Here is a 23,989-nt window from a genome sequence, read left to right on the forward strand (position 1 = left end):
AATAGCAAAAGAGAGCTAAGAAACCCTTGAAACAACGCGTGGCTTTGGAAAGGGTCAGGCGTTACCTGCCGAGCGCGGCGAAATAGGCCTTCTCGATTTCGGCGGCCATTACGTCGGCGCCAAAGCGCGCCCTGAGGCCGGGGCCATCGGGCATCAGGGCGCCATAGGAGGCAAGGTCGGCCAGCGCCTCGCTCATCTTGCCGGCCAGTTCGGCCGGATCGGGGCGGATCAGGGCAGGGGAGCCGGAACCGAAGATCTCCGGTATGCCGCCGACGGAGGTGGCGATCATCGGTCTTGCCGCGGCAAGTGTTTCCAGCACGATATAGGGCATGGCTTCCGCGCGGGATGGAACGACGACGAGTTCGGCAAGTCCGAAGGCTTCCCTGGCCGGCATTGGCGACAGGAAGCGGACATGGCCTTGAAGTCCCAGGCGCTTTACCTGCGCGTGGTAGCGCGGCAGGTCGTCGCCGTCGCCGACCATCACCGCGCTCAGCGCGCGGCCAAGCCGCGGGCCGGCGGCGGCCAGGGCGTCGATGAAGATGTCGGGCCCCTTCAGGTCGCGCATCATGCCGATATAGAGTAGATCCGCCGCATCGGGTCCGATGAGTACCGGCTCGAATTCGGTGGCGCGCAGTCCGTTGTAGACCAGCGTGTTAGGGATCGGCGGCTCGCCCACCTTCCTGCGATAGGTTCGCCGCTCGTAGTCCGAGACGAACAGCAGGCAATCGGTGAAGTGCGCCATGGAGCGCTCCAGCGCGAAGAACAGCTTCCCCGTGGCTGTCGTTTCGTCATAGTGGAGAGAGCCGCCATGCGGCGAATAAAGGCGGGCTACGCGAGACCTTGATACCCGCAACAATGAGCCGAACAGACGGGCATAGGCGCCACCCTTGGCGCCGTGTCCATGCAACACGTCCGGCCGCAATTCCTTGATGATCCTGTAGGTGCGCCGGGCCGAGGCGAGATCCCCCGGGCCGACATGGCGCTGCATTGGCGTGCGATGGATGCCGAGCGCCAGCATGTCCTTCATCTGCTCGAACAGGCGCTCCTCGAATTCGCCGCCCGTGGTCGAATCGCAGACGATGCCGACCACATGGCCGGCGGCGACCTGCGCTTCGGTCAGGTCGCGCACATGGCGGAAAATTCCTCCGACCGGTGAACGAAAGCAGTGGACGATCCTGAGCTTGTCCGCCACGTGGTGTCTGTCAGAACAGGCGTTCGCGGACGTAGACGGTATCTCCAGGCAGCAGCGGATCGGATGTCACCACGCGGCCGGTCATCACCTTGCCGTTGATGTCGCGGGTGATGTCGACGCTTTCCTGGTTGGCGCGTGGCGAGAAACCGCCGGCAATGGCGATGGCCTTCTGCACGGTCAAGCCGGGCACATAGGAATACTGACCGGCGGCACCCACTTCGCCCATGACGAAGATCGGCCGGTAGCGATCGATCTCGACCGAGACGTCGGGGTCGCGCAGATAGCCTTGCCGCAATTTGTCGGCGATCTCCTTTTCCATCTGCTGCGCGGTGTGGCCACGCGCCGGAATGGCGCCGACGAGCGGGAAGGAGAGGTAGCCGGACTGGTCGACGCTGTAGGTGTTGGTCAGGCCATCCTGCTCGAACACGGTGACGCGGACACGGTCGCCGGCGCCGAGACGGTAAGGCTGGTCGAGGACCTCGTGGAAGGCAGCCGGCGTCGGGCGGTAGCTGGAGCAGCCGGCAAGCATCGATACGGCAAGCAGAGCGTGAAAGAGAGAAGCAGTGCTTTTCATGACCGGATACGTACCTTCGACTGGCCGCTGCGGCATCGCAGCAAACATCTGGGATCGGGTCCGTTATCATCCTGTTAGGGTTAATGGCCGGTAAAGGAGCCGGCCGATAGCGCTGCACGAAGCAGGGGTTTTGCCATTTTTATCGTTTTTCTTGGGGCGCGGCCAGTATTCCTAATGGAGTATTACCGCGATCTTAACGGCTGAGTTACCATAGTTGTTTACGGTGCATCCCGACCCAGTTTCGGAGTAGGGATGCATGTCCGTTCAGTCCGCGGCCGCAGATGTCGACGTTGACCTCAGGCAGCTCTTCGCCAGCCTGGCGAGGAACTGGCTGCGCATATTGCTCTTCGTTCTGGTGGTGACCGGTCTGGCGTTTGCGTTCGCTTCGTTCGCGACCAAGCATTACAAGGCCCAGACGCAGGTGGAAATCGCCCCGCGCGAATCCGTCTACACCCGTCCGGCCGGCAGCAACAATGATGGCGACAAGCCGATCCTCGACGAACAAGGCGTCGCCACCCAGGTCCAGATCATTTCGTCCAACGAAATCCTCAAGCAGGTGGCGCAGAAACTCGGTCTGGCGCGGCTGCGTGAGTTCGACGAAACGATCAACATGTCGGCGGTCAGCCGCGTGCTGATCCTGCTTGGGCTGAAGAACGACCCGATGGATGTTCCGGCCGACGAACGCGTGTTGAAGAAGATGCGCGAGAAGCTCAACGTCTTCGGCGTTGAAAAGACCCGCATCATCGCCATCGAGTTCTCCTCGGAGGATCCCAAGCTCGCCGCCGCCATCCCAGATGCCATTGCCGCTGCCTATATTGCGGGGCAGGGCGCGGCCAAGAGCGAATCGAACACTGCCGCGGCTGATTTTCTGGCGCCCGAGATCGCCGACCTGTCGAAGCAGGTCAGGGATGCCGAGGCCAAGGTCGCAGCCTACCGCGCGCAGTCCGACCTGCTGATGGGCGGCAACAATGCCACCCTGGCAACCCAGCAGCTGGCCGAACTGTCGACCGAATTGTCGCGGGTGCGGGCCAACCGCGCCGCGGCCGAAGGCACCGCCGACAGCGTGCGCAAGGCGCTGCAGAATGGCGGCTCGCTGGATTCGCTGCCGGAAGTGCTGTCGTCCGACCTGATCCAGCGTTTGCGGGAGCGTCAGGCCGAGCTGCGCGCCACCATCGCCGATCTGTCGACGACGATGCTCGACAACCACCCGCGCGTTCGCGCCGCAAAGTCACAGCTCGCCGATCTCGACGCGCAGATCCGCAGCGAAGCCCAGAAGATCATGAAGGGCCTGGTGATGCAGGCCGACGCCGCCAAGGCGCGCGAAAGCCAGCTCGTCTCCGACGTCAACCAACTGAAGGCGGCTTCGGCGCAGGCCGGCGAACAGCAGGTCGATCTCGACGCGCTGCAGCGCGACGCCGCCGCCAAGCGCCAGCAGCTCGAGCTCTATCTGACCAATTACCGCGAGGCAGCTTCGCGTCAGGACCGCAATTATGTGCCGGTCGACGCCCGCATCGCCTCACCGGCTTCGGTGCCCTCCGAGCCATACTTCCCCAAAATTGGGCCGATCGTTGGGGCAGCTGCGGCGGCTTCGCTTCTGCTGGCGGCCATATTCACGCTGTTGCGCGAACTCTTCTCGGGCCGCGCCATGCGCCCGGCTCCAGGCACCCGTTTTGCGCCGATCGACGAAGTGGCTATGCCGGCAACGGCGCGCCAGCAGCCGGACGCCCCTGAGCCATCTGCCCGCCTGGAGCCGGCTGTCGCCGGCGGGTTCGCCAATCCTGGCGCCGAGGCGCAATGGTCCGAGGCGGCTGCGGACCCGGAGATAGTGGCGCAACCGCGGCCCTTTGCCGAGCCCGAGCCTGCCGTCAAGGCCGAGCCTGTCGCCGAAGTCGAATCGGTCACCGAGCCGGAGCCGGTTGTAGAGGTCCAGCGGCCGCGCTCGGTGCTGGGTGAAATCGACATCGAGAAGGCGGCGGAAAAGCTGATCGCCAGCGGGGCCGCCCGCGCCATATTCGTTTCGCCCGAAGGCGACGAGGCAGCCGCGTCGGCGATCCTCGTGGCGCGCGAGGTGTCCGACGCCGGCCTGCGCGTCCTGCTGCTCGACCTCACCGCCTCTGGTGCCGCCTCGCGGCCGATGCTGGACAGCGGGCTTTTCCCGGGGATCACCGATCTGCTCGCCTCGCAGGCGCAGTTCAGCGACGTCATCCATGCCGATCTCTATTCGGACTGCCACGTCATTCCCGTCGGCACCGCCGATCCGGTCCGCGCCATGCGCGCCGCCGACCGGCTGCCGATCATCATGCAGTCACTGACCACCGCCTATGATCTGGTGGTGGTCGAATGCGGGCCGGCCGACGCGCAAGGCATCAGCCGTCTCGGGGCCGATGCCACAGAGGTCTTCCTGTCCATGCTCGAACCGGACGACGAGGTCACCAAGGCCGCGGTCAATCTGATCGAGAGCGGTTACCCCGACCTGACGCTGGTGACGCCGATTGGCCACGAGCCGCCTGGCACTCCGGGACGGCGCTCCGCGGCCTGAAAAAACCGCGTTCAGCGGCGCGCCCCACCTATCCCAGCTCCAGCGTCGTCACGCCGAATACCCTCTTGGCATCGAGCCTCGGCGGCGCGCCCTTGTACATGCGGGTGGTGCTGAAGGTCGGTGTGAAGCCCGCCGCCTCGAGCGCCGCGATGAAATCCACCTGGGTGGCCGGCACGTCGATGTTCAATTCGCCACCCTTGCACGCGCCCGCCAGCTCCCCGAGCAATTCAAGCGCGGTCTGCTCGTCGTCGGCGAAAAGTGGGCCGATCTTGAAGCCGCTGCGGCAGGCTCGCGCCACCGCATAGCCAGCCGTTCCCCGCGACGTGATCGCCGTTACGGCATGATGATGTGGCGGTTGCAGCCATCGCTGCAGGAAGGACCGCCGGGGCGCGGGAAAGCAAAGGGCATCATAGGCGATGATGTCGGGCGTCGGGTGCGCACTCGCCATGCTAGGCCGCTCGGCGCGGACGGGCAGGGCCGCGGGTCGTCCGCTGTAGCGGATGGTCTCGTAGACCGGCTCGAACCCCTTGCTGCGGTAGTTGGCCTGCTGCTCCTCGACGCCATCGAGGCCGATGGTGCGCCCGGCCAGCCTGTCCATGCCCGCGGTCCACACCGCCTTGCCGTGGCCGTTGCCGCGCATGTCCGGGCGGCAGATGTAAAGGCCGATGAAACCGAAATCCTGTCCATAGGCCACCGCCGAGATCGCGGCGACCATTTCATCCCTGACAAAGGCACCGATGAAACCCTCCGGGTCCGCCGCCTGGAACATCGCCGCGTCTTCCAGGCCGGGATTCCAGCCCTCCGCAGCCGCCCAGTCGATGAGGTCGGTCAATTCCCCCAGCGACAGCGTGCGGACGGTTCGTTTCATGGTGCTCACTCCGCGGCGACAGCTCCGGGCGAGAACGATTTCAGCATACCGCGATAGGGCTTGGCCAGCGGGCTGGCATAGGCGCCGCGCTTCGATGTCGAAAGGCCGAGCGCAATGAGCGCTTCGGCCTGCTTGATCGCGGCGCCGACACCGTCGATGACAGGCAGTCCGAAATCCGCCTGCAACTGGTGCGCAAGGTCCGCCATGCCGGCGCAGCCAAGCACGATCGCCTCGGCACGATCCTGCTCCACGGCCCGGGCGATCTCGTCGCGCAGCTTGCCAACTGCTCCCGATGCCGGATCCTCGAGCGCCAGCACCGAAATGTCGGCGGCGCGCACACGCGCCCGTCCGGCCATGCCGTAGCGTTGCACCAGCCCCTCCACCGGCACGCGCGAGCGTTCGGTGGTGGTTACGACGGTGAAGCGCTGGGCGATGAAGGAGGCCATGCTGAGTGCCGCCTCGCAGATGCCGATGACGGGAATGGCGGCCATGGCCCGCGCGGCGTCGAGGCCGGTGTCGTCGAAACAGGCGATAATCGCCGCCTGCACGCCGCGGCGTTCGCCGGCGGCGATCTCCATCAAAAGACCCGGCACGGCCATCGCCTCGTCATAATAGCCTTCGATCGAGGCTGGCCCCGTGGACGAGGTGACGGCGACGACTTCAGTCCGGACGCCAGCGACGCCGCGCGCGGCGGCCGCGATGGTCTCGGTCATGCTCGCCGTCGTGTTGGGGTTCACTACCAGGATCTGCACGGTCATGCTCTCGCCCGGCGGCGGCCGACATAGAGGATGGCGCCCAGCGTCGCCAGGATCACCAGGAAGGAGAACACGGTGGTCACCGTGCCCAACGCGTAGAGCACCGGCGTCGTGACATTGGTGGTCATGCCATAGATCTCGAGCGGCAGCGTGTTGAAGGTTCCCGATGTCATCAGCGTGCGGGCGAACTCATCGTAAGAGAGCGTGAAGCCGAACAGGCCGACGCCGATCAGGCTCGGCGCGATCATCGGCAGCACGACATGGACGAAGGTCTGCCAGGAGGTGGCGCCGAGATCGCGCGCGGCCTCCTCATAGGCCGGCGAGAAGCGGTTGAAGACGGCGAACATGATGAGCACGCCGAACGGCAAGGTCCAGGTCAGCTGCGCGCCGAAGGCCGAGGTATACCAGGCTGGGCGCAAGCCGACCTGCTGGAAGACGACGCCGATGCCCAGCGAGATGATGATGGAGGGCACGACGAGACTGGCGACCGCCAAATAGAACAGGGCGGTGGCACCGCGAAACTTGCGGCGGAAGGCAAGGCCCGCCAGCAGCGACACGATGACGGTGACGACCATCACCATCAGCCCCAGCACCAGCGAGCGCTTGAAGCTGCCGCCGAAATCGCCGACCGACTGGCGCTCGAACAGATTAGCGAACCAGTGCAGCGACACGCCGTTGAGCGGGAAGGTGAGGCCCCCGGTCTCGCCCTGGAACGACAGGATCAGGATCGCCGACAGCGGGCCGTAGAGGAACAGCACGAACAGCGCGAAGAAGGCCGCCAGCACATAAAATTCGAGGGTGCGTTTCTCGTGGCTCACGTCAAAGCTCCCGGCGGATATCGACGATGCGCAGGATGCCGGCGACCATCAAGAGCACTAGCACCAAAAGCACCACGGCGTTGGCAGCGGCGGCCGGATATTGCAGCAGCGACATCTGGTTCTTCATCATCAGCGCCACGGACGCGCTCTGGCCGCCCGACATCACCTGCACGGTGGAGAAATCGGCCATCACCAGCGTGACGACGAAGATGGTGCCGATCGCCATGCCGGGCTTGGCCAGAGGAATGATGACGTTCCAGAGCACCTGCCAGCCGGAGGCGCCTGCGTCGCGGGCGGCCTCGACCAGTGAGCGGTCGATGCGCATCAGCGTATTGAAGATCGGCGTCACCATGAACAGCGTGTAGAGGTGCACCATGGCGAGCACGACCGCGAATTCGGAATAGAGCAGCCATTCGATGGGTTTTGGCACCAGGCCCATATGCACCAGCGTCGAGTTGATCAGCCCATTGCGGCCGAGCACCGGGATCCACGAGATCATGCGGATGATGTTGGAGGTCAGGAACGGCACGGTGCAGACCAGGAACAGCACCATCTGCATGGCGGTGGTGCGAATGTGGAAGGCGAGGAAATAGGCGACCCAGAAGCCGATGAACAAGGTCAGCGCCCAGACGATGGCCGCGAATTTGATGGTATTGAGATAGGTCTTCCAGGTGACCCAGGAGCCCAGCACGTCGGAATAGTTGGTTGTCAGGAAATCCGGATACATGGCGGCGAAGTCGTAATCCCAGAAGGACACGACGACGATCATGATGATGGGCAAAAGCAGGAACGCGCCGAGGATCAGCGCCAGCGGAGCCGACTGCAGATAGGGCGTGACGGCGCCGAGCGAAAAGCGACGGCGACGCCTGATGGGACTGGCGGCTATGGTGGGACGTTCGAGGGCGACTGTCATCTAGGCTCTCGGTGCGGGTGCTGTCCGGGCGGAGCTGCCTTCCCCTTCTCCAGCAGGAGAAGGGGAAGAGGAGAGGCGCAGCCTTACGCCGCGATGAACTCGTTCCAGCGCTTCACCATGTAGCGGTCCTCGTCCATCACCGAGTTCCAGCAGGCGACCTTGCCCATGCGCTCTTCGAAGGAGCCGCCATCGCGCACGGCGCCGGCCTTTTCCATGACGGTGCCGTCGGGCGCCTTGATCTCGCCCTTGGCCGGCTTGCCCTCGATCCAGTAGCCCCACTCGTCCTCGGTCATGAACTTCTTGGCCGAGACCATGTTGGCCGAGTAGTAACCCTGGCGGTTGAGGTAGCCGCCGACCCAGCCCGACGTGTACCAGTTGATGTATTCATAGGCGGCGTCGAGTTCGGCGCCCTTGAGGTGGGCGGCAAGGCCGAGACCGCCGCCCCATGAGCGGTAGCCTTCCTTGAGTGGCTGGAAGCGGCAGGCGATGCCCTTGGAGCGCACGGCGGCCACTGCCGGCGACCACATGGACTGGATGACGACTTCGCCCGACGCCATCAGGTTGACGCTCTCGTCGAAGGACTTCCAGAAGGCGCGGAACTGGCCGCCCTGCTTGGCCTTGATCAGGAAGTCGATCGTCTTGTCGATCTCGTCCTTGGTCATGTTGCCCTTGTCGGCATATTTGATGTTGCCGCTGGCTTCCATGATCATGGCGGCATCCATGATGCCGATGGACGGGATGTTGAGGATGGCTGTCTTGCCCTTGAAGGCCGGGTCCATGATGTCGGCCCAGCTGGTGATGTCGCGGCCGACGAGGTCGGGACGGATGCCCAGCGTGTCGGCGTTGTAGATGGTCGGCACCATGGTGAACCAGTTGGTCGGCGCCTTGGCGAAGGTCTTGGAGTCCTGCGCCTCGACATAACCCACCGTGTGCGGCGCGGTGCCCTGCGCGATCACGCTGTCGGGGGTGAGCTTGCCGGTTTTGAACAGCGGCACCAGCTCGTCGTAATATTTCAGCTTGCTGACATCCATCGGCTGCAGCACGCCGGTGGGGAACACCTTCTTGCAGATCCAGTATTCGATATCGGCGATGTCGTAGCTGTCGGGCTGGGTCACGGCGCGCTGGGCGGCGGCGTCGGAATCGGTCGCCGTCATCTCCAGTGTGATGCCGAGGTCGGCCTTGCACTTGTCGGCGATGGCGTTGAGGTTCGACACGCCGGTGCCGAACTGCCGCAGCGTGATGTTGGACTGCGCCCAGATGGTCGGGAAGCCGGTGATGACGCCCGATCCGGCGGCGAGGCCGACGGCGGCCGCACCCGTCTTGAGCAGCGAGCGGCGCGAGATGCCAGTCTTGGGTTGCATTGTGTCTGTCATGTCTATTCCCCTGTCTTGTTTTGCTTGGTTGATGTCATGAATGAAGGCGGCCGAGGACGATCGCATCCTCGGCATCCCAGGCGAGCGGTACGGCGTCGCCAATGGCGACGGGTCTGGCGAAGAACTCGGAATCGTCGATGATGACGGTGAAATCGTCGATGCCGGCACCGGTGGCGGAGAGCTTCACGGTGGCGCCGCGATATTCGATGTTGGCGACGATGCCGGTGAAGCCGAGCCCGGGCGCGGGTGCCGCGCCGATGCGCACATGGTCGGTGCGGATGGCGATGTCGATCGAGGCGCCCGCCTGCTGCGGCTTGCCGCTGGCGGCGAGCGTGCCGCCACCATTGACGTCGAAGACGACCATGCCGTCTCGGCTGCCGGTGACCCGGCCGGAGATGACGTTGTGGTCGCCCATGAAGCGCGCGACGAAGGCCGTGGCCGGCCGCTCGAACACGTCGCGCGGCGGCGCCGCCTGTTCGATACGGCCGTCATTCATCACCACGATCAGGTCGGCAAGCGCCATCGCCTCCTCCTGGCTGTGGGTGACGTGCACGAAGGTGATGCCGAGCGACGTCTGCAATCTCTTCAGCTCGGCGCGCATGCGGATCTTCAGGAACGGATCGAGCGCCGAAAGCGGCTCGTCGAGCAGCAGTGCTTCCGGATCGGTGATCAGGGCGCGGGCGAGCGCGACGCGCTGCTGCTGGCCGCCGGAAAGCTGCGCCGGGCGGCGCGTCGCATAGGCCTCCATCTGCATCAGCTTCAGCATGTCGAGCGCCTTGGCGCGGCGCTTTTCCTTGTCGACGCGCTTCATCTTCAAGCTGAAGGCGACATTGTCGATGAGGTCGAGATGCGGAAACAGCGCATAGGACTGGAACATCATCGCCGTGCCGCGCTTGGCCGGCGGCAGGTCGGTAACGACGGCGTTGCCGAGCCTGATATCGCCGGACGAGATGCTTTCGTGGCCGGCGATCATGCGCAGCGTCGAGGTCTTGCCGCAGCCGGAGGGGCCGAGCAGGCAGCAATAGGTGCCCGCCGGTATCTTCAGGCTGATATCCTCGACGGCGGTCGTCGTTCCATAGACTTTCGAAACGGACACGATGTCGATCTCGGCGGCTTTGGACATTCAGGCTTCCCCGTTTGGTCGCATTAACCGATGCATCATGCGTGCCAATATCGGGGTGACTGGCCAAGCATTTGAATTGTCTGGAAAATCAGGCCTGCCTGCGGTTGCCTATCTGGCGGGCTGTCTTGTGCATTGCACAAATTATGGGCTATTGTGCGCGATCTGCACAAAAATCGTATGCAATCTTTTCCGGCTTTGTGTTCACTTTGCCTCTCGTGCGCAGACGGCGAGTCGCGTTAGAAGGGTGCGGGAACATCATCGCCATGAATATTGCCGATCACATCTATTCCACCGACAGCGCCAATCAGGATCGCGCACAGGCGATCCGCGACAATCTGCGCGACGCCATCGTCGACCGCCGGCTGGCGCCGGGCACCAAGCTGTCCGAGGGCGAGGTTGGCACGCTGTTCGATGTCTCGCGCACCGTGGCGCGCGCGGCCCTGCAGATGTTGTCCTTCGAAGGCCTGGTGCGCACGGAGCGCAACCGCGGCGCGTTCGTCGCCAACCCCTCGCCCGAGGAGGCCCGCCAGGTGTTCGCCTCGCGCCGGCTGATCGAGCCCGGCATTGCCGTTGCCGCCTGCGGGCGCGTCACCGCCGCCGACATCGCGGCCTTCAGGGCGCAACTCGACGAGGAGGGCCGCTTCATTGCCGAACGCGGTCCGACCGCGCGGCGTTCCGAGATCAAGGCGTCCGGCGATTTCCATCTGCTGCTTGCTTCGGTCGCCGGCAACGGCATCCTGCAGCGCTTCATGGAGGAACTGGTCGCGCGCTCCTCGCTTGTCATCGCGCTTTACGGGCGGTCTGGCGTGTCAGCCTGCGGGCACAGCGAGCACACGGAAATTGTCGGAGCGCTGGAGAGCAGCGATTGCGAACGGGCCAGCCAGCTGATGCTGCATCATATCGACCATATCGAGGCCGATCTCGATCTGCGCGTCAGGGCGGGTCCGGCGCTTCGCGAGGCTCTCAATTTCTGACGGCTAGTTTTCGTCGTCCGTGGCGGCTTGCGCTGCCTGTCCGGCTGCCTTGCGGCGCAGCATCTTGGTCAGTTTCCAGATCGTCGGGCTGTTCTTGACGAAAGCCTTCAACCGCGCGCCCTGGCGAAGCGTCTGCGCCAGCGCGCGGCCCTTCAGCGTCAGTGGGACCAGCACCTCGAAATGCCTGGTTTCGACATCGCACCACTGCCGCTTGTAGGGTTCGTCGCCGACGGAGAAATCATAGACGGCGAAACCCGTCTCGCAGGCTTCCTGGATGTTGTCGAAGAACAGGAAATCGCCGGGACTGCTGTGCGAGAGATCGTCCTCGGCGATCGCGCCGAACTCGCAGATCAGGCGCTTGCCGCAGCGGCTCGATCCAGTGATGGCGCGCAGCTTGCCGGCAACCTCCAAGCCATGCAGCACGAACGAGGGCGTGTCCTCGGCCAGGGACTGCGTGAACAGCGCCCGGAAGAAGGCGCGCGTCTGGTCGCCGCCGAAGACATTGGCAATGCCCATCCTGCGAAAGCGGAGCTCCTTCATCTCGAAGAAGGCGTCGAGCAATCGCTCCACCTCGTCGGGGCTGCGCGCCTCGATGCGCCGATGGCTGCCGACGGCGTCGAATTTGCGCATCTGCGACCGATGTTTCTTGCGTTTGCGCTTGCCGCTGGCGCGCAGCAGCAGCGCCTCGAAGCCCCCGCCAAGGTCGATGGCCAGCGAAAGATTGGGGCTGGCGAAATGATCGAGCGATGCGAGCGGATTGGCGATGCCATCGAGATCGGGCAGCAATCGTTCCAGCGCGATGAGATCGATGTCGGGCCGAGCCTTGGCGATGGCCCGAAACACTGATCCGACGGCCGCGCTCTCCGCCCTGGCCAGCCATTGCGGGTCAGCGGCCGCGAAATTGCCATTGGCATGGCGGCCACCCATGAAACGGGCAACCCGGAACGGCCCCTGGCTGACAACCTCCAGCGCCAGCGCGAAAACCGGCTTGCCTCCAAGAGTGAGCGTCGCCACGAACAGATCGGGCTCGAGCAGCGCGGCCCAGTTCAGGATCCATGTCGCGCCCTGTGCCGGCGCATAAATCGCCGAGCGGCAGAACCTTGCATAGGCGGCAAGCGCCTCTGCACCCGCGACGGAGACCGATGGCCCGGCGGCATCCTTCGGCAGGGCGCGTGGCGAAGCCTCGGTCGCCGCGAGCCGATTGCCGTCAAATGACGCCATTGCGTCAACCATACCTCAATCCTTAAGGCGTATTGATCCCGATTTGGGGCGCGCTCAGGCGTATTCCGTGCTTGGATCAGCCTAGGCGCAAAAGGTGAATGAATGATCGACGGTGGGGAGGCAATCCGGAAGCTGGCGCTCAACGTCGCCCGCTATACCGGCCTCGCACCGCTGGCTAGGCCGTTTGTCGGCGGCATCGGCGCCATCCTGATGCTGCACCGCGTGACGGCGACACCGGAAAAGCCCGACAGCGTCAACCGGCACCTCAACATCGCGCCCAGTTTCCTCGACGCCGTGATCGCCGACATGAAGGCGGACGGCTATGTTTTCGTCTCGATGGACGAGGCCGTGGAGCGCATCAAGGCAGGCGGCAAGGGCGGCCGGTTCGCCACCATCACCGCCGACGATGCCTATCGCGACAACATGACCGAGGCCCTGCCGGTGCTGGAGAAGCACGGCGCGCCGGTGACCATCTATGTGGCGCCAGGGCTGATCGACGGCACCGCCGATCTGTGGTGGGATGTGGCCGAGGATATCGTCAACGCGTCCGACCGCCTGACTTTGTCGACCTCGAATGGTCCGGCGGTGATCGATTGCGCGACCTCGGCCCGGAAAAGCCAGGCCATAACCCGGTTGCACGCCTACCTCGCCACCGAGGTTCGCGAGGAAGATCTGCGCACCGTGCTGCGCGATCTCGCCAGTTCAAATGGCGTCGACGCGGATGCCTCGCGCCTGCGGACGCTGATGAACTGGGATGAGATCCGCATCGTCGCCGCGCATCCGCTGGTCACGATCGGCGCCCATACGATCAATCACAGCAATCTGAAGCGGCTCTCCGAGGCCGATGCGCGGCGCGAGATCGTCGCCGTGAAGGACATGTTGCGAGCAGAGCTTGGCAGCGAACCACTCCATTTCGCCTATCCCTATGGCTATGCAAGCGCGGTCGGCTGCCGAGAAGTCGGCTTTGCCCGCGACGCCGGCTATGTCTCCGCCGTGACGACCCGCCATGGCGTGCTGCGCGCCGAACATGCCGGCTTCCTGCATGCCTTGCCGCGCATTTCGATCAATGGCCGCTACCAGAACCTCGCCCATATCCGCACCATGCTGTCGGGCGTGACGACGCCGCTCGCCAATGCCGGCAAGATGGTCGTCACCGTCTGACCGGGGTTTGTCGTCAATCCGCCGTGCGCGTTGATCCAGCCGTCTATGCCTCTGCAAACCGAGCCAGCCCGTTTCAGCGCTTCGCCCGCGGTTCCAGCATCAACCACTTGATGATGCCCATCGCCGGCAGCACCCAGAGCAGGCCGCTGAACAGGAAGAACAGGAAGTGCACCAGCGCGCCCGATTCCGACAGACGGGCGACGGCGAAGATCGATGCGACCAGGGCATAGATGATGACCAGTGCCACCAGCAGGAACATTCCGATCAGCTTTTTCAGGCGAATGGGCATGGCTCGGCCTCGTTGATCGCTACCGCTTAGGCCGAACGCCGGACAGGCGCAACCCGCGACATCGGGCGCGACGGCGTGCCGCGCTGCATGGTCTTGCCAGCACGAATGCGATGGTCCACCAATCCGCCACCTCAACCGGACGGGACAAGATCATGGCTGCCATATCAGCCGCCGCGCCATACGTCGCCCGCGACCGCGACCTGCACAACCGCGCGCTTGTGCGCGGCTGGCTTTATGTCGTGCTTCTGGTGCTGTTTGCCCTGGTGGTGGTCGGCGGCGCCACGCGGCTTACGGAGTCCGGCCTGTCGATCACCGAATGGCAGCCGATCCACGGCGTCATCCCGCCGTTCAACGACGCCGAGTGGCAGGAGGAATTCCAGCGCTACCAGCAGATCCCGCAATACACCGAGCTCAACAAGGGCATGAGCATCGAGGCGTTCAAGTCGATCTTCTGGTGGGAGTGGGCGCACCGTCTCTTGGCGCGCAGCGTCGGCTTGGTTTTCGCCTTGCCGCTGCTGGTCTTCTGGGGGAGCCGCCGTATCGAGCGCGGCCTGGGGCCAAAGTTGGTCGGCATTCTGCTTCTCGGCGGCCTGCAGGGCGCTATCGGCTGGTGGATGGTGGCCTCAGGCCTGGTCGACCGTGTGTCCGTGAGCCAGTATCGGCTGGCGACGCACCTGACGCTGGCGGCGCTGATCTTTACCGCCACCATGGTCGTCGCGCGTGGGCTGGCGCCGCATTCGGAGCCCGCCGCCGATCGCTCGACGCAGCGTCTGGCCGGCTTCATCGTGCTTCTGGCGCTAATCCAGATCTATCTCGGCGGCCTGGTCGCCGGGCTCGACGCCGGCCTGAGCTACAACACCTGGCCGCTGATGGACGGCAAGATCATCCCGGGTGATTTGCTGATCCTCGAGCCGGCGTGGCGCAATTTCTTCGAGAGCCCGAAGACGGTGCAGTTCATCCATAGGCTCGGCGCCTATACGGTCTTCGCCGTCGCGCTCTGGCACATGATCGCCACACGTCGGCGGCTGCCCGGCTCGACCCATGCCCGCCGCGCGACGCTGTTGTTTGTGCTGGTGCTGGTGCAGGCCTCGATCGGCGTCGGTACGCTGCTGATGCAGGTGCCGCTGCATATGGCACTGACCCATCAAGCTTTTGCACTGATCGTGCTGGGCTTTGCCGCCGCGCATTGGCGCGGCACCAAGGGCGCCTATCCACTGCCGACACGGCCACCGATGAAACGCAGATACATTCTCTTTGGTCTCTTGGCAGCTGCAATAGTCTACTTTGCAGTCGAACTGCCTCGCTACGTCTAACGCTATGTGACTGCGGCGCTCAGAAGGTGAGCCGCACTGCCCGGAGCGCCCCGGCGATCGACAGTTCGCGGTTCTCCTCGACCGCATTGTCGTCCTCGCGGTGCCACGCGGCCGACAGGCAACCATAGGCGATGGCGTGGTCGAGGATGGCTGGCGGTGCCCGGCCCAGTGTCCTGGCAAAGACTTCGGCCATATGCGCGATCCGCTCCGGATCGAGGCAAAGATCGTCCCGGTCGAGCGGGTTGTAGAACATGTTGGCGGCGTCGAAGCCGGGATCGCCGAGCACACCTTTCGGATCGATCACCAGCCAGCCGCGCGGCCCGTGCAGGATGTTGTCGTGGTGGAGATCGCCATGCAAGGGCCTGATATCGTGCGGATTATCCAGCAGCCGTCCGGCGGTCGACGCAGCCTCGACATAGATGCTGGCATGACCCGCGTCTTTGTCGGTTGCGGCTTTCCTGAACAGGCTGGCGTACCTCTCCCTGAGCGGCTGCAACTCGGGCGGGTAAGGGTGTTGCGATGGTGAAAACAGTTTCGTCATCACCTCGGCCGCGATCGCGGTCGCGGCATTGTCGCCCTGTTCATCGAGAACCCGCGTAAGCAGGGTGTCGCCGCCATATTCGAGCAATATGCGGTGGCCGTCGCGGCCAAGCAGGCGCACCGCGCCTTCGCCGCGCCGCCAGGCGAGGAAATGCTCGCCGCGCAGCTCGTCGGCGACATCGTCGAAAGGCTTGAGCGCCTTGACGACGGCCGGCGAGCCGTCGTCGCGAACAACCTTCCAGATACGGCTCGAAAAGGTTTCGGCAATGAGGTCCGGCGCGCTGACTTTCCAGCGCGCCGGAAAGGCTGGTGCGTCCATCAAAGGCCGAGCATCAGGTCCATGTTCTGGACGGCTGCACCCGAGGCACCCTTGCCGAGATTGTCATAGACCGCCAGCAGCAGCGCCTGCGCGCGTTTGTCGTTGGCAAAGACGTAGACCTTCATGCGGTTGGTGCCGTTGTATATCTCGGGATCGATCTCCGGCATGCGCTCCAGATGTGCATAGGGCGCCACCTCGACCACGCCGCCCTGGATGGCGGCGAAATGGTCGGCAATGGCGGCATGAAGCTCCGCGCCTGTCGGCACATGCTCGAGGCCGCCCAGTTGCAGCGGCACCACTGTGATCATGCCTTGGGCGAAATTGCCGACCGCCGGCTGCATGATCGGGTCATGTGATAGTTTTGCATAGGCCCGCAGTTCCGGCACGTGTTTGTGCTGCAGGGTCAGGCCATAGGGCTGGAACTCCGAGGCGTCCTCGCCCTTGGCGACATAGTCCTCGATCATCGGGCGTCCGCCGCCCGAATAGCCGGAAATGCCGTTGACGGTGATGGGGAAATCCGCCGGCAGCAGGCCTGATGTGACCAGTGGCCTCAGCGTGGCGATCGGTCCCTGCGGCCAGCAGCCGGGATTGGCGACGCGCTTGGCCGTGGCGATGGTTTTCGCCTGATCCTTGTCCATCTCGGCGAAGCCATAGGCCCAGCCTTCGGCGACACGATGCGCGGTCGACGCATCGATGACCTTGGTGGTGTCGTTGGCGATCAGCGAGACGCTCTCCTTCGCCGCATCGTCCGGCAGGCACAGGATCGCGATATCGGCGGCATTGAGGAATTCGGCGCGCGCCGCCGTTTCCTTGCGGCGCTCGGTGGGGATTGAAATGATCTCCAGGTCGCCTCGCTCGGCAAGCAGCGCCCGGATCTGGAGGCCGGTGGTACCGTGCTCGCCGTCGATGAAGATTTTCGGTTTCATGACCTGATCAAATTCCCTGATATTCCGAGATTATATGCCGTTACCGTGATTCACCGCGGCACCGTTGTGATTGCCGTTGTTCATCTCATCCTGCCGTGCCTTTCGTTCGGCCAGCAGGCCGAGATACTGCATGGCCACCATCGAGCCGGCGATCGCCGTTATATCGGCGTGATCGTAGGCCGGCGCAACCTCCACGACATCGGCGCCGACAATATCGACCTGGTTGAGCTGGCGCAGCGTCGACAGGATCTTCGCCGAGGACGGTCCGCCAGCCACCGGCGTGCCGGTTCCGGGCGCATAGGCCGGGTCGAGGCAGTCGATGTCGAAGGTGAGGTAGGTCTTCTTGCCGCCGGTGCGGTCGACGATGGCGTAGGCGATGTCGGAGGCGCGCATCTCCTCGATTTCGTGGCCGTAGAGGATCTTGATGCCGAACGTATCAGGGGCGTGGGTGCGGATGCCGATCTGGATCGAACGGTCCGGATCGATGATGCCTTCCTTGACCGCACGGCCGACAAAGGATCCATGGTCGATGCGTTTGCCGTCATCCTCCCAGGTATCCTGATGCGCGTCGAACTGCACCAGGGCAAGCGGTCCGTGGATGGCGGCATGTGCCTTGAGGAGCGGCCAGGTGACGAAATGGTCGCCGCCCAGCGTCAAAAGAAAGGCGCCTGATTTCAGGATCTTCGCCGCTTCGCGCTCGATCGTGCCCGGCGTTTTCTGGTGGTTGCCGGAGTCGAGCAGGCAGTCGCCGTAATCGACGACCGCGAGATGTTCGAACAGATCGCGCGAAAATGGATATTGCGGGTCATTGTCGAGGATCGCCGATGCGCGGCGAATCGCCTGCGGCCCGAAACGGGCGCCGGGCCGGTTGGTGACGGCGGCGTCGAAGGGAATGCCCCATACCACTGCGTCCGCGCCCTTCACGTCCTTGGTGTATTTGCGCCGCATGAACGACAGCGCGCCGGAATAGGTCGGCTCAAGGGCGCCACCCGTTTTGGAGCGGGCGGTGAAGGCATGGTCGATGTTCTTGGTCGCCATTACTGGTCCTCGTTTTCATCGGGGTGCAACAACTACAGAACCGGCATGGAAGATGCCAGTCACGGCTTGGGGAGACGAAACGGCGCCGCCCGGGTGCCACGGCAAGACAGGATTTGTATCATCATGACGCAGGCCGCGTTTCTTAATCCGTCCGATGCCGTGGTGTCGACCCATGCCGGTACGATAGCCGGCGAGCGCTTCCAGGTTCTCGATTCGTGGCGCGGCATCTGCGCGCTGCTTGTGGCGCTGTTTCATTTCCCGACCGCTTCCGCGATCTCGCAGAGCGCCTTCATCGGTTCGTCCTATCTTTTCGTCGATTTCTTCTTCGTCCTTTCCGGCTTTGTCATCGCCGGCAGCTATGCCGATCGGCTGGGCCAGCCGGCAGAGGTCGCCCGGTTCGCGCTGGTGCGGTTCGGCCGCATCTATCCGCTGCATCTCATCATGCTCGCCGCCTTTGCGGGCTTCGAACTGCTGCGCCTGATGCTGCCGCAACTGCATGGCACCGGCGCTGCCCCCTTCACCGGCGGTTTCGATTTGAAGAGCCTGCTTGCCAATCTGCTCCTGCTGCAAGGGATGGGCTTCGAGGATCACCTGACCTGGAATGCGCCAAGCTGGAGCATTTCGGCGGAGTTCTTCGCCTACCTGCTGTTCGCCGGCGTGGTCTTCATCGCCGGCGCGCGTGCCTGGATATGGCTTGTCGCCGCCGCCATCACCGCGCCGCTTTTTCTGCTTGGCTTCTCCATACATCATATGGATGTATCCTACGATTTCGGCTTCATCCGCTGCCTCTACGGCTTCTCGCTTGGGGCCCTGCTGGCCTGGTTTCAGCATGATTCCATTGCAGGGGCGCGACAGCTCCTCGCCAGAAGCGGCCCGCGGCTGAGCTGGACCCTTGCCGAAATCGTCATGGTGGCGGTCATCGTGCTTTTCGTCTCACTGGCGGGCAGCAATGATTTCGGCATCGCGGCACCCCTGGTGTTCGCGCTGGCGCTGTTTCTCTTTGCCCATGAGGGCGGCTGGATTTCCGCCTTGCTGCGGGCGCCGTTCATGCTGACGCTCGGCGCGCTGTCCTATTCCATCTACATGGTCCACATCTTCGTGCAGGCGCGCCTGATCAACGTTGCCGGGCTCGTCGAGCACAAGCTTGGCCTCGGCCTCGTCGGCGACATCGTGCTGCGCGGGTCGCCGGCGACGGCCTTCGGCACCGGCTGGGCCGGAACGGTGGCAATCGTCGTCATGCTCGTCGCCACCATCGCCGCATCGTGGATCACTTGGCGCTTCATCGAAATTCCGGCGATGACAAGGTTCCGCCGGCTCTCGAAACGCATCTGACGCCACCTTTCCTGAGAATCTGCTAGCCGGCTTCGTTCACCCAGATGTCACGGGCATCGCCTATCCCGGCTTCGATCCGGCAAGGAGCGATTCTGGATGCGAACCATCTGTCTGAGTCTTCTGCTTTCCGCGGCACTTGCGGCTTCCTCTGGTCAGGCGTTGGCCAGCGAAACCCGCGCCAGGCAGATTCTCGACCGCTTCGAGCATGCCAACCAGTGGCGCGACCACGTCATGATCGCCGCGCACCGCGCCGGCAGCATGCAGGCCGGCAAGACGCTCTATGCGGAAAATTCGCTCGCCGCCGTCGAGGGCTCGATCGCCATGGGCGCCGAGATTGTCGAGGTCGACATCAGGCGCTCGAAGGACGGTGAGTTCGTCGTCATGCATGACAGCTGGCTCGAGCGCACCACGACCTGCAGGGGCGAGGTGGCGAAATACACGCTTGCCGAACTGAAGACCTGCCGCTTGGTGATCGAGGGCACCCGCGCCGTCACCGACGAGAGGGTTTCGACGCTGCGCGAGATGCTGCTGGCGACCAGGGACAGGATCCTCATCAATCTCGACAACAAGCTCGAAGTCGGTGACCTCCCGGGCATGATCGCGGTGGCGCGCGATCTCGGCATGGCCGACCAGGTCATCGTCAAGGAGAATCTCTGGAACCAGACCAGGATTGCCACGGTGAAGGCGGCCATGGCCGCAATCGGCGGCGGCGTCCAGTTCATGCCGATCATCGCCGATGACGCGGTCCATGACGCCGGTTTCGCCGGGACGGTCGACCACGCCTTCTCGCCGCGCGCGATCGAGCTGATCAACTGGCGGGCCGGCGCCGAGACGCTGACCGAAACCGGTGGACCGCTGTTCAGCACCCGCATGCGCGCGGCCGCGGTGCGGGGCAACTGGCACATCTGGGCCGACACCTATGCCATCGTCAACAAGCCGGGTGGCTTCCTCGCTGGCGGCCGTGGCGACGAATTGGCGGTCCAGGCCAGCCTGCCGCGCGAAGCCTGGGGCTTCTGGGCCGATCGTGGCGCCACCATCATCCAGACCGACGAACCGAAAGCGGCCATCGCCTGGCTGGCGGCGAACGGCTATCGCGTGCCTTATGCCGGGACGGGCGAACGCCTCGAGCCTGCCGCGACCGCCAGCATCAATTGAGCCAGAGCTACGAGCGCATGGTGCTGCTGTTCAACGGCGACGATCCGGACGCACTTGCCTTGGCCCGCAGCACCTGGACGGATTGCAAGACGCGCGGATTTGAGGTCACCTATTGGCAGGCCGACGAACGGGGCCGGTGGCAGCGGCGGAATTAGCGGTCGTTTACATCGACGACGGCGCCCGCGGCCATGGGCGGCACGGTCGGGCTCGGCCACACCGAATGCGACGTGGTGCGCGGCATCGGCGCGCCCTCGAACGTCAATCTCTCCTGTGACGGTGCCGGCCGGCGCGTCGCTGTGGTCACCTGGACGACCGGCCGGCGTGCGGGCATCTACACGTTCACGTCCGGCCGCCTGTCCTCGATCTAGGGCACGCTGGAAGCGCCGGTCGCATCGAAGCCGGCAAGCCGAAGGCGAAGAAGGAAGAAGAAAGCGGCGACGTAAGGCGCCGCGCATTAAGCGGCCTTTCGCCCCTTGATCGCCGTCGACCAGGCGTGAACCGTGATCGCTCCCGTGGCGCTTGCCGGCAGTCTGTCCTTTAGTCGGCGTTTCAGCTCCGCGCTCTCCGCATCCGACAGCTTCCCGACGATTCCGCTCGGGCTGCTCACGACCATGGATAGCCAATAATCGTCGAAGTCAGCGAAGGCGCGTTCGACGACAAGCTCGCGCGTCTCGACATCGCGGATGCCGAGCTCCGCCCAAAGCGCCTTCAGCGCCGCGAAACGCGAGACCTCCGCGCTCGGCGGACGTGCGGCCGGTTTGCCCATCGCGTCCATCTCCTCCCACAAATGCTGCGTAGGGGTGCCGCCGCGCATGACGTCCCAGGTGTAGGACGCGACAATGCCGCCGGGCTTGGTGACGCGGAGCATTTCCGAGGCGCCCTTGCGCGGGTCGGGGACGAAGAACAGCACCAGCGCCATCACAGCGACGTCGAAGCGGTTGGCGTCGTAGGGAAGGGCCATCGCATCGCCAATCAACAGCTCGACCTGCTTTGCCGAGATTTTTTGCCGAGCAGTCGCAATCTGCGCGTCGGAGGGATCGATCGCGCAAACGGACGAAGGGGCGGACTTCGCTAGAATGAGCTCAGTGAACGCGCCGTTGCCGGCACCGACATCAACCCAGGCCCGTCCGGAGCCCGGCGCCAGCCAGTCGAGGAACAAAGCCCCGGCGGATCGGCTCCAGGGAGCCATGAAGCGCTCGTAAGCCGCGCCGTCGGTGAATTTGATCGGTTCGGGTGACATCTGCGACCTTCCCTAAGAACTACCTATCCAAATATCCTTTGGACCGAAAAGGCCGGTCCCGTTTCGTAGCATGGTGCCGCGCCGCGCGCGACGGGCCTCAGCAAATTTGCCGAGCCTGACATTTTCCGGATGTGCAACACGGCTTGCATCTATCGAATGCCGCGCCCGGACGGCTACAGTGTTGTCATATGCTATTGGGGAGGGGGCATGAGGCGGCGCGAATTGCCGGGAAGCCGCCGATCGACTGGACCGGGCAAGGGCTTGTCGTGCTGACGCTGTTTTCGCTGACCGGCGCCGTCTGTGGCGGCTGCTGTCCCTGCCGGTCGCCATTGGTCTCGCCGTGCCCGCCATGACCACGGCGCTGCTGTCGTCCGTGCCGACGGCGATGTCGGGAACAGCCTCGGGCGTGCTCAATACCGTGCGCCAGTCAGGTGGGGCGATTGGTGTCGCGTGTTCGGCTCCGCCTTTGGGGTTGGGCACGATCCAGGGCATGCAGATTGCCTTCCTCGCCTCGGCGCTTGCGGTGGCCGGCGCGGCGCTCTGCGCGTTCCCTGTTCATCCGCAACGCGGACCATTCCGCAGGATAGGGATGCGCAACGCAAAAAGGCCGCCCGGAGGCGGCCTTTTCGATTGTCCAAACTGCGGAGCGCTTAGCGCTTCGAGAACTGGAAGCTGCGGCGGGCCTTCGCCTTGCCGTACTTCTTGCGCTCGACGACGCGGCTGTCGCGGGTCAGGAAGCCGCCCTTCTTGAGCACGGCGCGCAGCGCCGGCTCGTAGTAGGTCAGCGCCTTGGAGATGCCGTGACGCACCGCACCGGCCTGGCCGGAGAGGCCGCCGCCGACGACGGTGGCGACGATGTCGTACTGGCCCGAACGGTTGGAAGCGATGATCGGCTGGTTGAGGATCATCTGCAGGACCGGACGCGCGAAATAGGTCGCGAATTCCTTGTCGTTGACGACGATCTTGCCGGAACCCGGCTTCACCCAGACGCGCGCAATGGCGTTCTTGCGCTTGCCGGTGGCATAGGCGCGGCCCGACTTGTCGAGCTTCTGGACGTGGACGGGGGCTGCCGGCTGGGTATTGGTGTTGCCCGTGGCGGCGCCCAGTTCTGCGAGCGAGGAAAGCTCAGCCATCTTATGCGACCTTCTTGTTCTTGGAATTCAGCTTGGCCACGTCGAGGACTTCTGGCTGCTGGGCGACATGCGGATGCTCGGCGCCTGCATAGACGCGCAGGTTCTTCATCTGGCGACGGCCGAGCGGGCCACGCGGGACCATGCGCTCAACGGCCTTCTCGACGACACGCTCGGGGAAACGGCCCTCGAGCAGCTGGCGCGCGGTGCGCTCCTTGATGCCGCCGGGGTGGCCGGTGTGCCAGTAATAGACCTTGTCGGTGAACTTCTTGCCGGTGAACACCACCTTGTCGGCATTGATGACGATGACATTGTCGCCGTCGTCGACATGCGGGGTGAAGGTCGGCTTGTGCTTGCCGCGAAGATGATTGGCGATGACAGTGGCGAGACGGCCGACGACGAGACCCTCGGCGTCGATCAGGATCCACTTCTTCACCACATCCGCAGGCTTCTGCGAAAAGGTTGTCATGTTTTCTGCTCTCGGTTTTGACCTTCAAGGAGAAGGCGTTTCTTGTTGCTTGGATTGGCGATGAGGCGCTTGCCCGCCGCCAATAACAAAACGGCGGCCTTTGCGGGCCGCTGCTTCGTGAGGGCTTATAGGCGAGGGGGAATTGCGCGTCAAGTCGATCAAAAAGCCATCTAGCGAAGAAACAGCAGTGAAAACAATGGCATAGTAAAAAGGTATTATTTTACCACATCGCCGGTGCGCTTCGGCGGGATCGAATAGGTGCCCGTGGCGTGCGCGATTGTTTGTCCCTCCGGGCCGGCGACGATGTCGATGTCGAACACCATCAGGCTCTTTCCGAGCTTTAGGATCCGGCAATGGCCATCGATCGGCCCGGCCTCGGCCTTGCGCACGAAGTTGATGTCGAGGTTGATCGTAACCGACAGCGCATCCGGCCCGGCATGGGAAAGCACGCAGACATAGCCGCCAATGTCGGCCAGCGTGAACAGCGACGGACCGGATACCGTGCCGCCGGGACGCAAATGCCGCTCGCCGGCATTGAGCCGTACGGTGCAGCCGCCTGGGAAAACGTCGATCGCCTCATAATATTTGAACTGGTCGTTGAGCTGAGGATAGACGGTTTCCATCAGCACATTGACTTGAGCTGCGGTCAGCACCGGCTTGAGATTGGTCTGGGCAGGCATGTCGGTCTCTCGCTTTTACGCCAAGCCTGTATGAGCGCGGCAAGGCA

Annotated in this window: 23 protein-coding genes and 2 pseudogenes; 8 read left to right on the forward strand and 17 right to left on the reverse strand. The window is 64.1% G+C overall.

The genetic code is table 11. From position 1 onward, the window contains the following. Window positions 1-61: 61 nt before the first annotated feature. Complete coding sequence (locus CK227_RS10935) at window positions 62-1,192, reverse strand: glycosyltransferase family 4 protein (protein WP_095770423.1); 1,131 nt, start codon at window positions 1,190-1,192, stop codon at window positions 62-64. A gap of 10 nt (window positions 1,193-1,202) precedes the next feature. Continuing rightward, complete coding sequence (locus CK227_RS10940; protein WP_027046744.1) at window positions 1,203-1,766, reverse strand: polysaccharide biosynthesis/export family protein; 564 nt, start codon at window positions 1,764-1,766, stop codon at window positions 1,203-1,205. Window positions 1,767-2,022: 256 nt separating this feature from the next. Here CK227_RS10940 and CK227_RS10945 point away from each other — a divergent pair, with 256 nt between their 5' ends. Then, window positions 2,023-4,305, forward strand: a complete 2,283-nt coding sequence (locus CK227_RS10945) for a Wzz/FepE/Etk N-terminal domain-containing protein (RefSeq protein WP_095770422.1) — start codon at window positions 2,023-2,025, stop codon at window positions 4,303-4,305. A 28-nt stretch (window positions 4,306-4,333) separates the two neighbouring features. Here the strand turns inward: CK227_RS10945 and CK227_RS10950 are convergent, their stop codons facing one another. The 6 genes from CK227_RS10950 to CK227_RS10975 form a co-directional block, all read right to left on the reverse strand. Continuing rightward, window positions 4,334-5,173 carry a GNAT family N-acetyltransferase gene (locus CK227_RS10950; RefSeq protein WP_095770893.1) on the reverse strand — a complete coding sequence of 280 codons (840 nt, stop codon included), beginning with the start codon at window positions 5,171-5,173 and terminating at the stop codon, window positions 4,334-4,336. A 5-nt stretch (window positions 5,174-5,178) separates the two neighbouring features. After that, window positions 5,179-5,931, reverse strand: coding sequence for an aspartate/glutamate racemase family protein (locus CK227_RS10955; RefSeq protein WP_095770421.1), 753 nt, complete (start codon window positions 5,929-5,931; stop codon window positions 5,179-5,181). Further along, the gene (locus CK227_RS10960) at window positions 5,928-6,746 is read right to left on the reverse strand and encodes an ABC transporter permease (protein ID WP_095770420.1); all 819 of its coding nucleotides are present in this window, start codon (window positions 6,744-6,746) and stop codon (window positions 5,928-5,930) included. Before CK227_RS10960 ends, CK227_RS10955 begins: the two co-directional genes overlap by 4 nt. Window position 6,747: 1 nt before the next feature. After that, complete coding sequence (locus CK227_RS10965) at window positions 6,748-7,659, reverse strand: ABC transporter permease (protein ID WP_069091951.1); 912 nt, start codon at window positions 7,657-7,659, stop codon at window positions 6,748-6,750. 83 nt (window positions 7,660-7,742) lie between these two features. After that, window positions 7,743-9,032, reverse strand: coding sequence for a PotD/PotF family extracellular solute-binding protein (locus tag CK227_RS10970; protein ID WP_095770419.1), 1,290 nt, complete (start codon window positions 9,030-9,032; stop codon window positions 7,743-7,745). A gap of 34 nt (window positions 9,033-9,066) precedes the next feature. Next, window positions 9,067-10,155, reverse strand: a complete 1,089-nt coding sequence (locus tag CK227_RS10975) for an ABC transporter ATP-binding protein (RefSeq protein WP_095770418.1) — start codon at window positions 10,153-10,155, stop codon at window positions 9,067-9,069. A 263-nt stretch (window positions 10,156-10,418) separates the two neighbouring features. Here CK227_RS10975 and CK227_RS10980 point away from each other — a divergent pair, with 263 nt between their 5' ends. Continuing rightward, a complete protein-coding gene (locus CK227_RS10980; RefSeq protein ID WP_095770417.1) occupies window positions 10,419-11,129 on the forward strand; it encodes a GntR family transcriptional regulator in 711 nt (236 codons plus the stop codon). Window positions 11,130-11,132: 3 nt separating this feature from the next. Here CK227_RS10980 and CK227_RS10985 read toward each other — a convergent pair whose 3' ends face one another. Then, window positions 11,133-12,362: a GNAT family N-acetyltransferase gene (locus CK227_RS10985; RefSeq protein ID WP_095770416.1), complete on the reverse strand. Its 1,230-nt coding sequence runs from the start codon at window positions 12,360-12,362 to the stop codon at window positions 11,133-11,135. 90 nt (window positions 12,363-12,452) lie between these two features. Here CK227_RS10985 and CK227_RS10990 point away from each other — a divergent pair, with 90 nt between their 5' ends. After that, window positions 12,453-13,511 (forward strand): polysaccharide deacetylase family protein, encoded by a 1,059-nt coding sequence (locus CK227_RS10990; RefSeq protein WP_095770415.1) that lies wholly within the window; start codon window positions 12,453-12,455, stop codon window positions 13,509-13,511. 73 nt (window positions 13,512-13,584) lie between these two features. Here CK227_RS10990 and CK227_RS10995 read toward each other — a convergent pair whose 3' ends face one another. Next, complete coding sequence (locus tag CK227_RS10995; RefSeq protein ID WP_095770414.1) at window positions 13,585-13,800, reverse strand: DUF2842 domain-containing protein; 216 nt, start codon at window positions 13,798-13,800, stop codon at window positions 13,585-13,587. Between the two features lie 152 nt (window positions 13,801-13,952). On the opposite strand from CK227_RS10995, the gene CK227_RS11000 reads away from it, so the two are divergent. After that, window positions 13,953-15,113, forward strand: a complete 1,161-nt coding sequence (locus CK227_RS11000; RefSeq protein ID WP_245317959.1) for a COX15/CtaA family protein — start codon at window positions 13,953-13,955, stop codon at window positions 15,111-15,113. A 19-nt stretch (window positions 15,114-15,132) separates the two neighbouring features. Here CK227_RS11000 and CK227_RS11005 read toward each other — a convergent pair whose 3' ends face one another. From CK227_RS11005 to speB, 3 genes are read right to left on the reverse strand one after another with little or no spacing between them, the layout of a single operon-like run. After that, on the reverse strand, window positions 15,133-15,975 hold the full coding sequence (locus tag CK227_RS11005; protein WP_210421423.1) for an aminoglycoside phosphotransferase family protein: 843 nt from the start codon (window positions 15,973-15,975) through the stop codon (window positions 15,133-15,135). Continuing rightward, window positions 15,972-16,898: an N-acetyl-gamma-glutamyl-phosphate reductase gene (argC, locus tag CK227_RS11010; protein ID WP_095770412.1), complete on the reverse strand. Its 927-nt coding sequence runs from the start codon at window positions 16,896-16,898 to the stop codon at window positions 15,972-15,974. The genes CK227_RS11005 and argC overlap by 4 nt, the downstream gene beginning before the upstream one ends. Window positions 16,899-16,928: 30 nt before the next feature. Then, window positions 16,929-17,936 (reverse strand): agmatinase, encoded by a 1,008-nt coding sequence (gene speB, locus CK227_RS11015; RefSeq protein ID WP_095770411.1) that lies wholly within the window; start codon window positions 17,934-17,936, stop codon window positions 16,929-16,931. 123 nt (window positions 17,937-18,059) lie between these two features. On the opposite strand from speB, the gene CK227_RS11020 reads away from it, so the two are divergent. From CK227_RS11020 to CK227_RS11035, 4 genes and pseudogenes are all read left to right on the forward strand, one after another. Next, the gene (locus CK227_RS11020) at window positions 18,060-19,268 is read left to right on the forward strand and encodes an acyltransferase (protein WP_095770410.1); all 1,209 of its coding nucleotides are present in this window, start codon (window positions 18,060-18,062) and stop codon (window positions 19,266-19,268) included. Window positions 19,269-19,364: 96 nt separating this feature from the next. Beyond that, window positions 19,365-20,423, forward strand: a complete 1,059-nt coding sequence (locus tag CK227_RS11025; RefSeq protein ID WP_095770409.1) for a glycerophosphodiester phosphodiesterase family protein — start codon at window positions 19,365-19,367, stop codon at window positions 20,421-20,423. After that, window positions 20,423-20,578 (forward strand): annotated as a pseudogene (locus CK227_RS11030) (DNA polymerase III subunit chi); the annotation flags it as partial. The gene CK227_RS11025 and the pseudogene CK227_RS11030, both read left to right, overlap by 1 nt. Window positions 20,579-20,590: 12 nt before the next feature. Then, a pseudogene (locus CK227_RS11035) lies at window positions 20,591-20,866 on the forward strand (hypothetical protein); the annotation flags it as partial. A gap of 11 nt (window positions 20,867-20,877) precedes the next feature. On the opposite strand, the gene CK227_RS11040 reads toward CK227_RS11035, so the two are convergent. The 4 genes from CK227_RS11040 to CK227_RS11055 all read right to left on the reverse strand — a co-directional run bounded on the left by CK227_RS11040 (window position 20,878) and on the right by CK227_RS11055 (window position 23,942). Continuing rightward, a complete protein-coding gene (locus CK227_RS11040) occupies window positions 20,878-21,582 on the reverse strand; it encodes a class I SAM-dependent methyltransferase (RefSeq protein ID WP_245317958.1) in 705 nt (234 codons plus the stop codon). A 731-nt stretch (window positions 21,583-22,313) separates the two neighbouring features. Then, complete coding sequence (rpsI, locus tag CK227_RS11045) at window positions 22,314-22,796, reverse strand: 30S ribosomal protein S9 (RefSeq protein ID WP_027028580.1); 483 nt, start codon at window positions 22,794-22,796, stop codon at window positions 22,314-22,316. A gap of 1 nt (window position 22,797) precedes the next feature. Next, the gene (gene rplM, locus CK227_RS11050; RefSeq protein WP_010915638.1) at window positions 22,798-23,262 is read right to left on the reverse strand and encodes a 50S ribosomal protein L13; all 465 of its coding nucleotides are present in this window, start codon (window positions 23,260-23,262) and stop codon (window positions 22,798-22,800) included. A gap of 215 nt (window positions 23,263-23,477) precedes the next feature. Beyond that, window positions 23,478-23,942 carry a PaaI family thioesterase gene (locus tag CK227_RS11055; protein WP_095770407.1) on the reverse strand — a complete coding sequence of 155 codons (465 nt, stop codon included), beginning with the start codon at window positions 23,940-23,942 and terminating at the stop codon, window positions 23,478-23,480. Between the last annotated feature and the right edge of the window lie 47 nt (window positions 23,943-23,989).

It is taken from the genome of Mesorhizobium sp. WSM4308, from assembly GCF_002294905.1.
Lineage (GTDB): Bacteria > Pseudomonadota > Alphaproteobacteria > Rhizobiales > Rhizobiaceae > Mesorhizobium.

Bases quoted from the DNA above. Each gene is read 5' to 3' on its own strand.
- CK227_RS10945 (WP_095770422.1), top strand. From the start codon at position 2,023: ATGTCCGTTCAGTCCGCGGCCGCAGATGTCGACGTTGACCTCAGGCAG.
- CK227_RS10940 (WP_027046744.1), bottom strand. From the start codon at position 1,766: ATGAAAAGCACTGCTTCTCTCTTTCACGCTCTGCTTGCCGTATCGATG.
- CK227_RS11055 (WP_095770407.1), bottom strand. From the start codon at position 23,942: ATGCCTGCCCAGACCAATCTCAAGCCGGTGCTGACCGCAGCTCAAGTC.
- CK227_RS10950 (WP_095770893.1), bottom strand. From the start codon at position 5,173: ATGAAACGAACCGTCCGCACGCTGTCGCTGGGGGAATTGACCGACCTC.
- CK227_RS10965 (WP_069091951.1), bottom strand. From the start codon at position 7,659: ATGACAGTCGCCCTCGAACGTCCCACCATAGCCGCCAGTCCCATCAGG.
- CK227_RS11020 (WP_095770410.1), top strand. From the start codon at position 18,060: ATGACGCAGGCCGCGTTTCTTAATCCGTCCGATGCCGTGGTGTCGACC.
- rpsI (WP_027028580.1), bottom strand. From the start codon at position 22,796: ATGGCTGAGCTTTCCTCGCTCGCAGAACTGGGCGCCGCCACGGGCAAC.
- CK227_RS10980 (WP_095770417.1), top strand. From the start codon at position 10,419: ATGAATATTGCCGATCACATCTATTCCACCGACAGCGCCAATCAGGAT.
- CK227_RS10955 (WP_095770421.1), bottom strand. From the start codon at position 5,931: ATGACCGTGCAGATCCTGGTAGTGAACCCCAACACGACGGCGAGCATG.
- CK227_RS11000 (WP_245317959.1), top strand. From the start codon at position 13,953: ATGGCTGCCATATCAGCCGCCGCGCCATACGTCGCCCGCGACCGCGAC.
- CK227_RS10975 (WP_095770418.1), bottom strand. From the start codon at position 10,155: ATGTCCAAAGCCGCCGAGATCGACATCGTGTCCGTTTCGAAAGTCTAT.
- CK227_RS10990 (WP_095770415.1), top strand. From the start codon at position 12,453: ATGATCGACGGTGGGGAGGCAATCCGGAAGCTGGCGCTCAACGTCGCC.
- CK227_RS10970 (WP_095770419.1), bottom strand. From the start codon at position 9,032: ATGACAGACACAATGCAACCCAAGACTGGCATCTCGCGCCGCTCGCTG.
- CK227_RS10995 (WP_095770414.1), bottom strand. From the start codon at position 13,800: ATGCCCATTCGCCTGAAAAAGCTGATCGGAATGTTCCTGCTGGTGGCA.
- speB (WP_095770411.1), bottom strand. From the start codon at position 17,936: ATGGCGACCAAGAACATCGACCATGCCTTCACCGCCCGCTCCAAAACG.
- argC (WP_095770412.1), bottom strand. From the start codon at position 16,898: ATGAAACCGAAAATCTTCATCGACGGCGAGCACGGTACCACCGGCCTC.
- CK227_RS11025 (WP_095770409.1), top strand. From the start codon at position 19,365: ATGCGAACCATCTGTCTGAGTCTTCTGCTTTCCGCGGCACTTGCGGCT.
- rplM (WP_010915638.1), bottom strand. From the start codon at position 23,262: ATGACAACCTTTTCGCAGAAGCCTGCGGATGTGGTGAAGAAGTGGATC.
- CK227_RS10985 (WP_095770416.1), bottom strand. From the start codon at position 12,362: ATGGTTGACGCAATGGCGTCATTTGACGGCAATCGGCTCGCGGCGACC.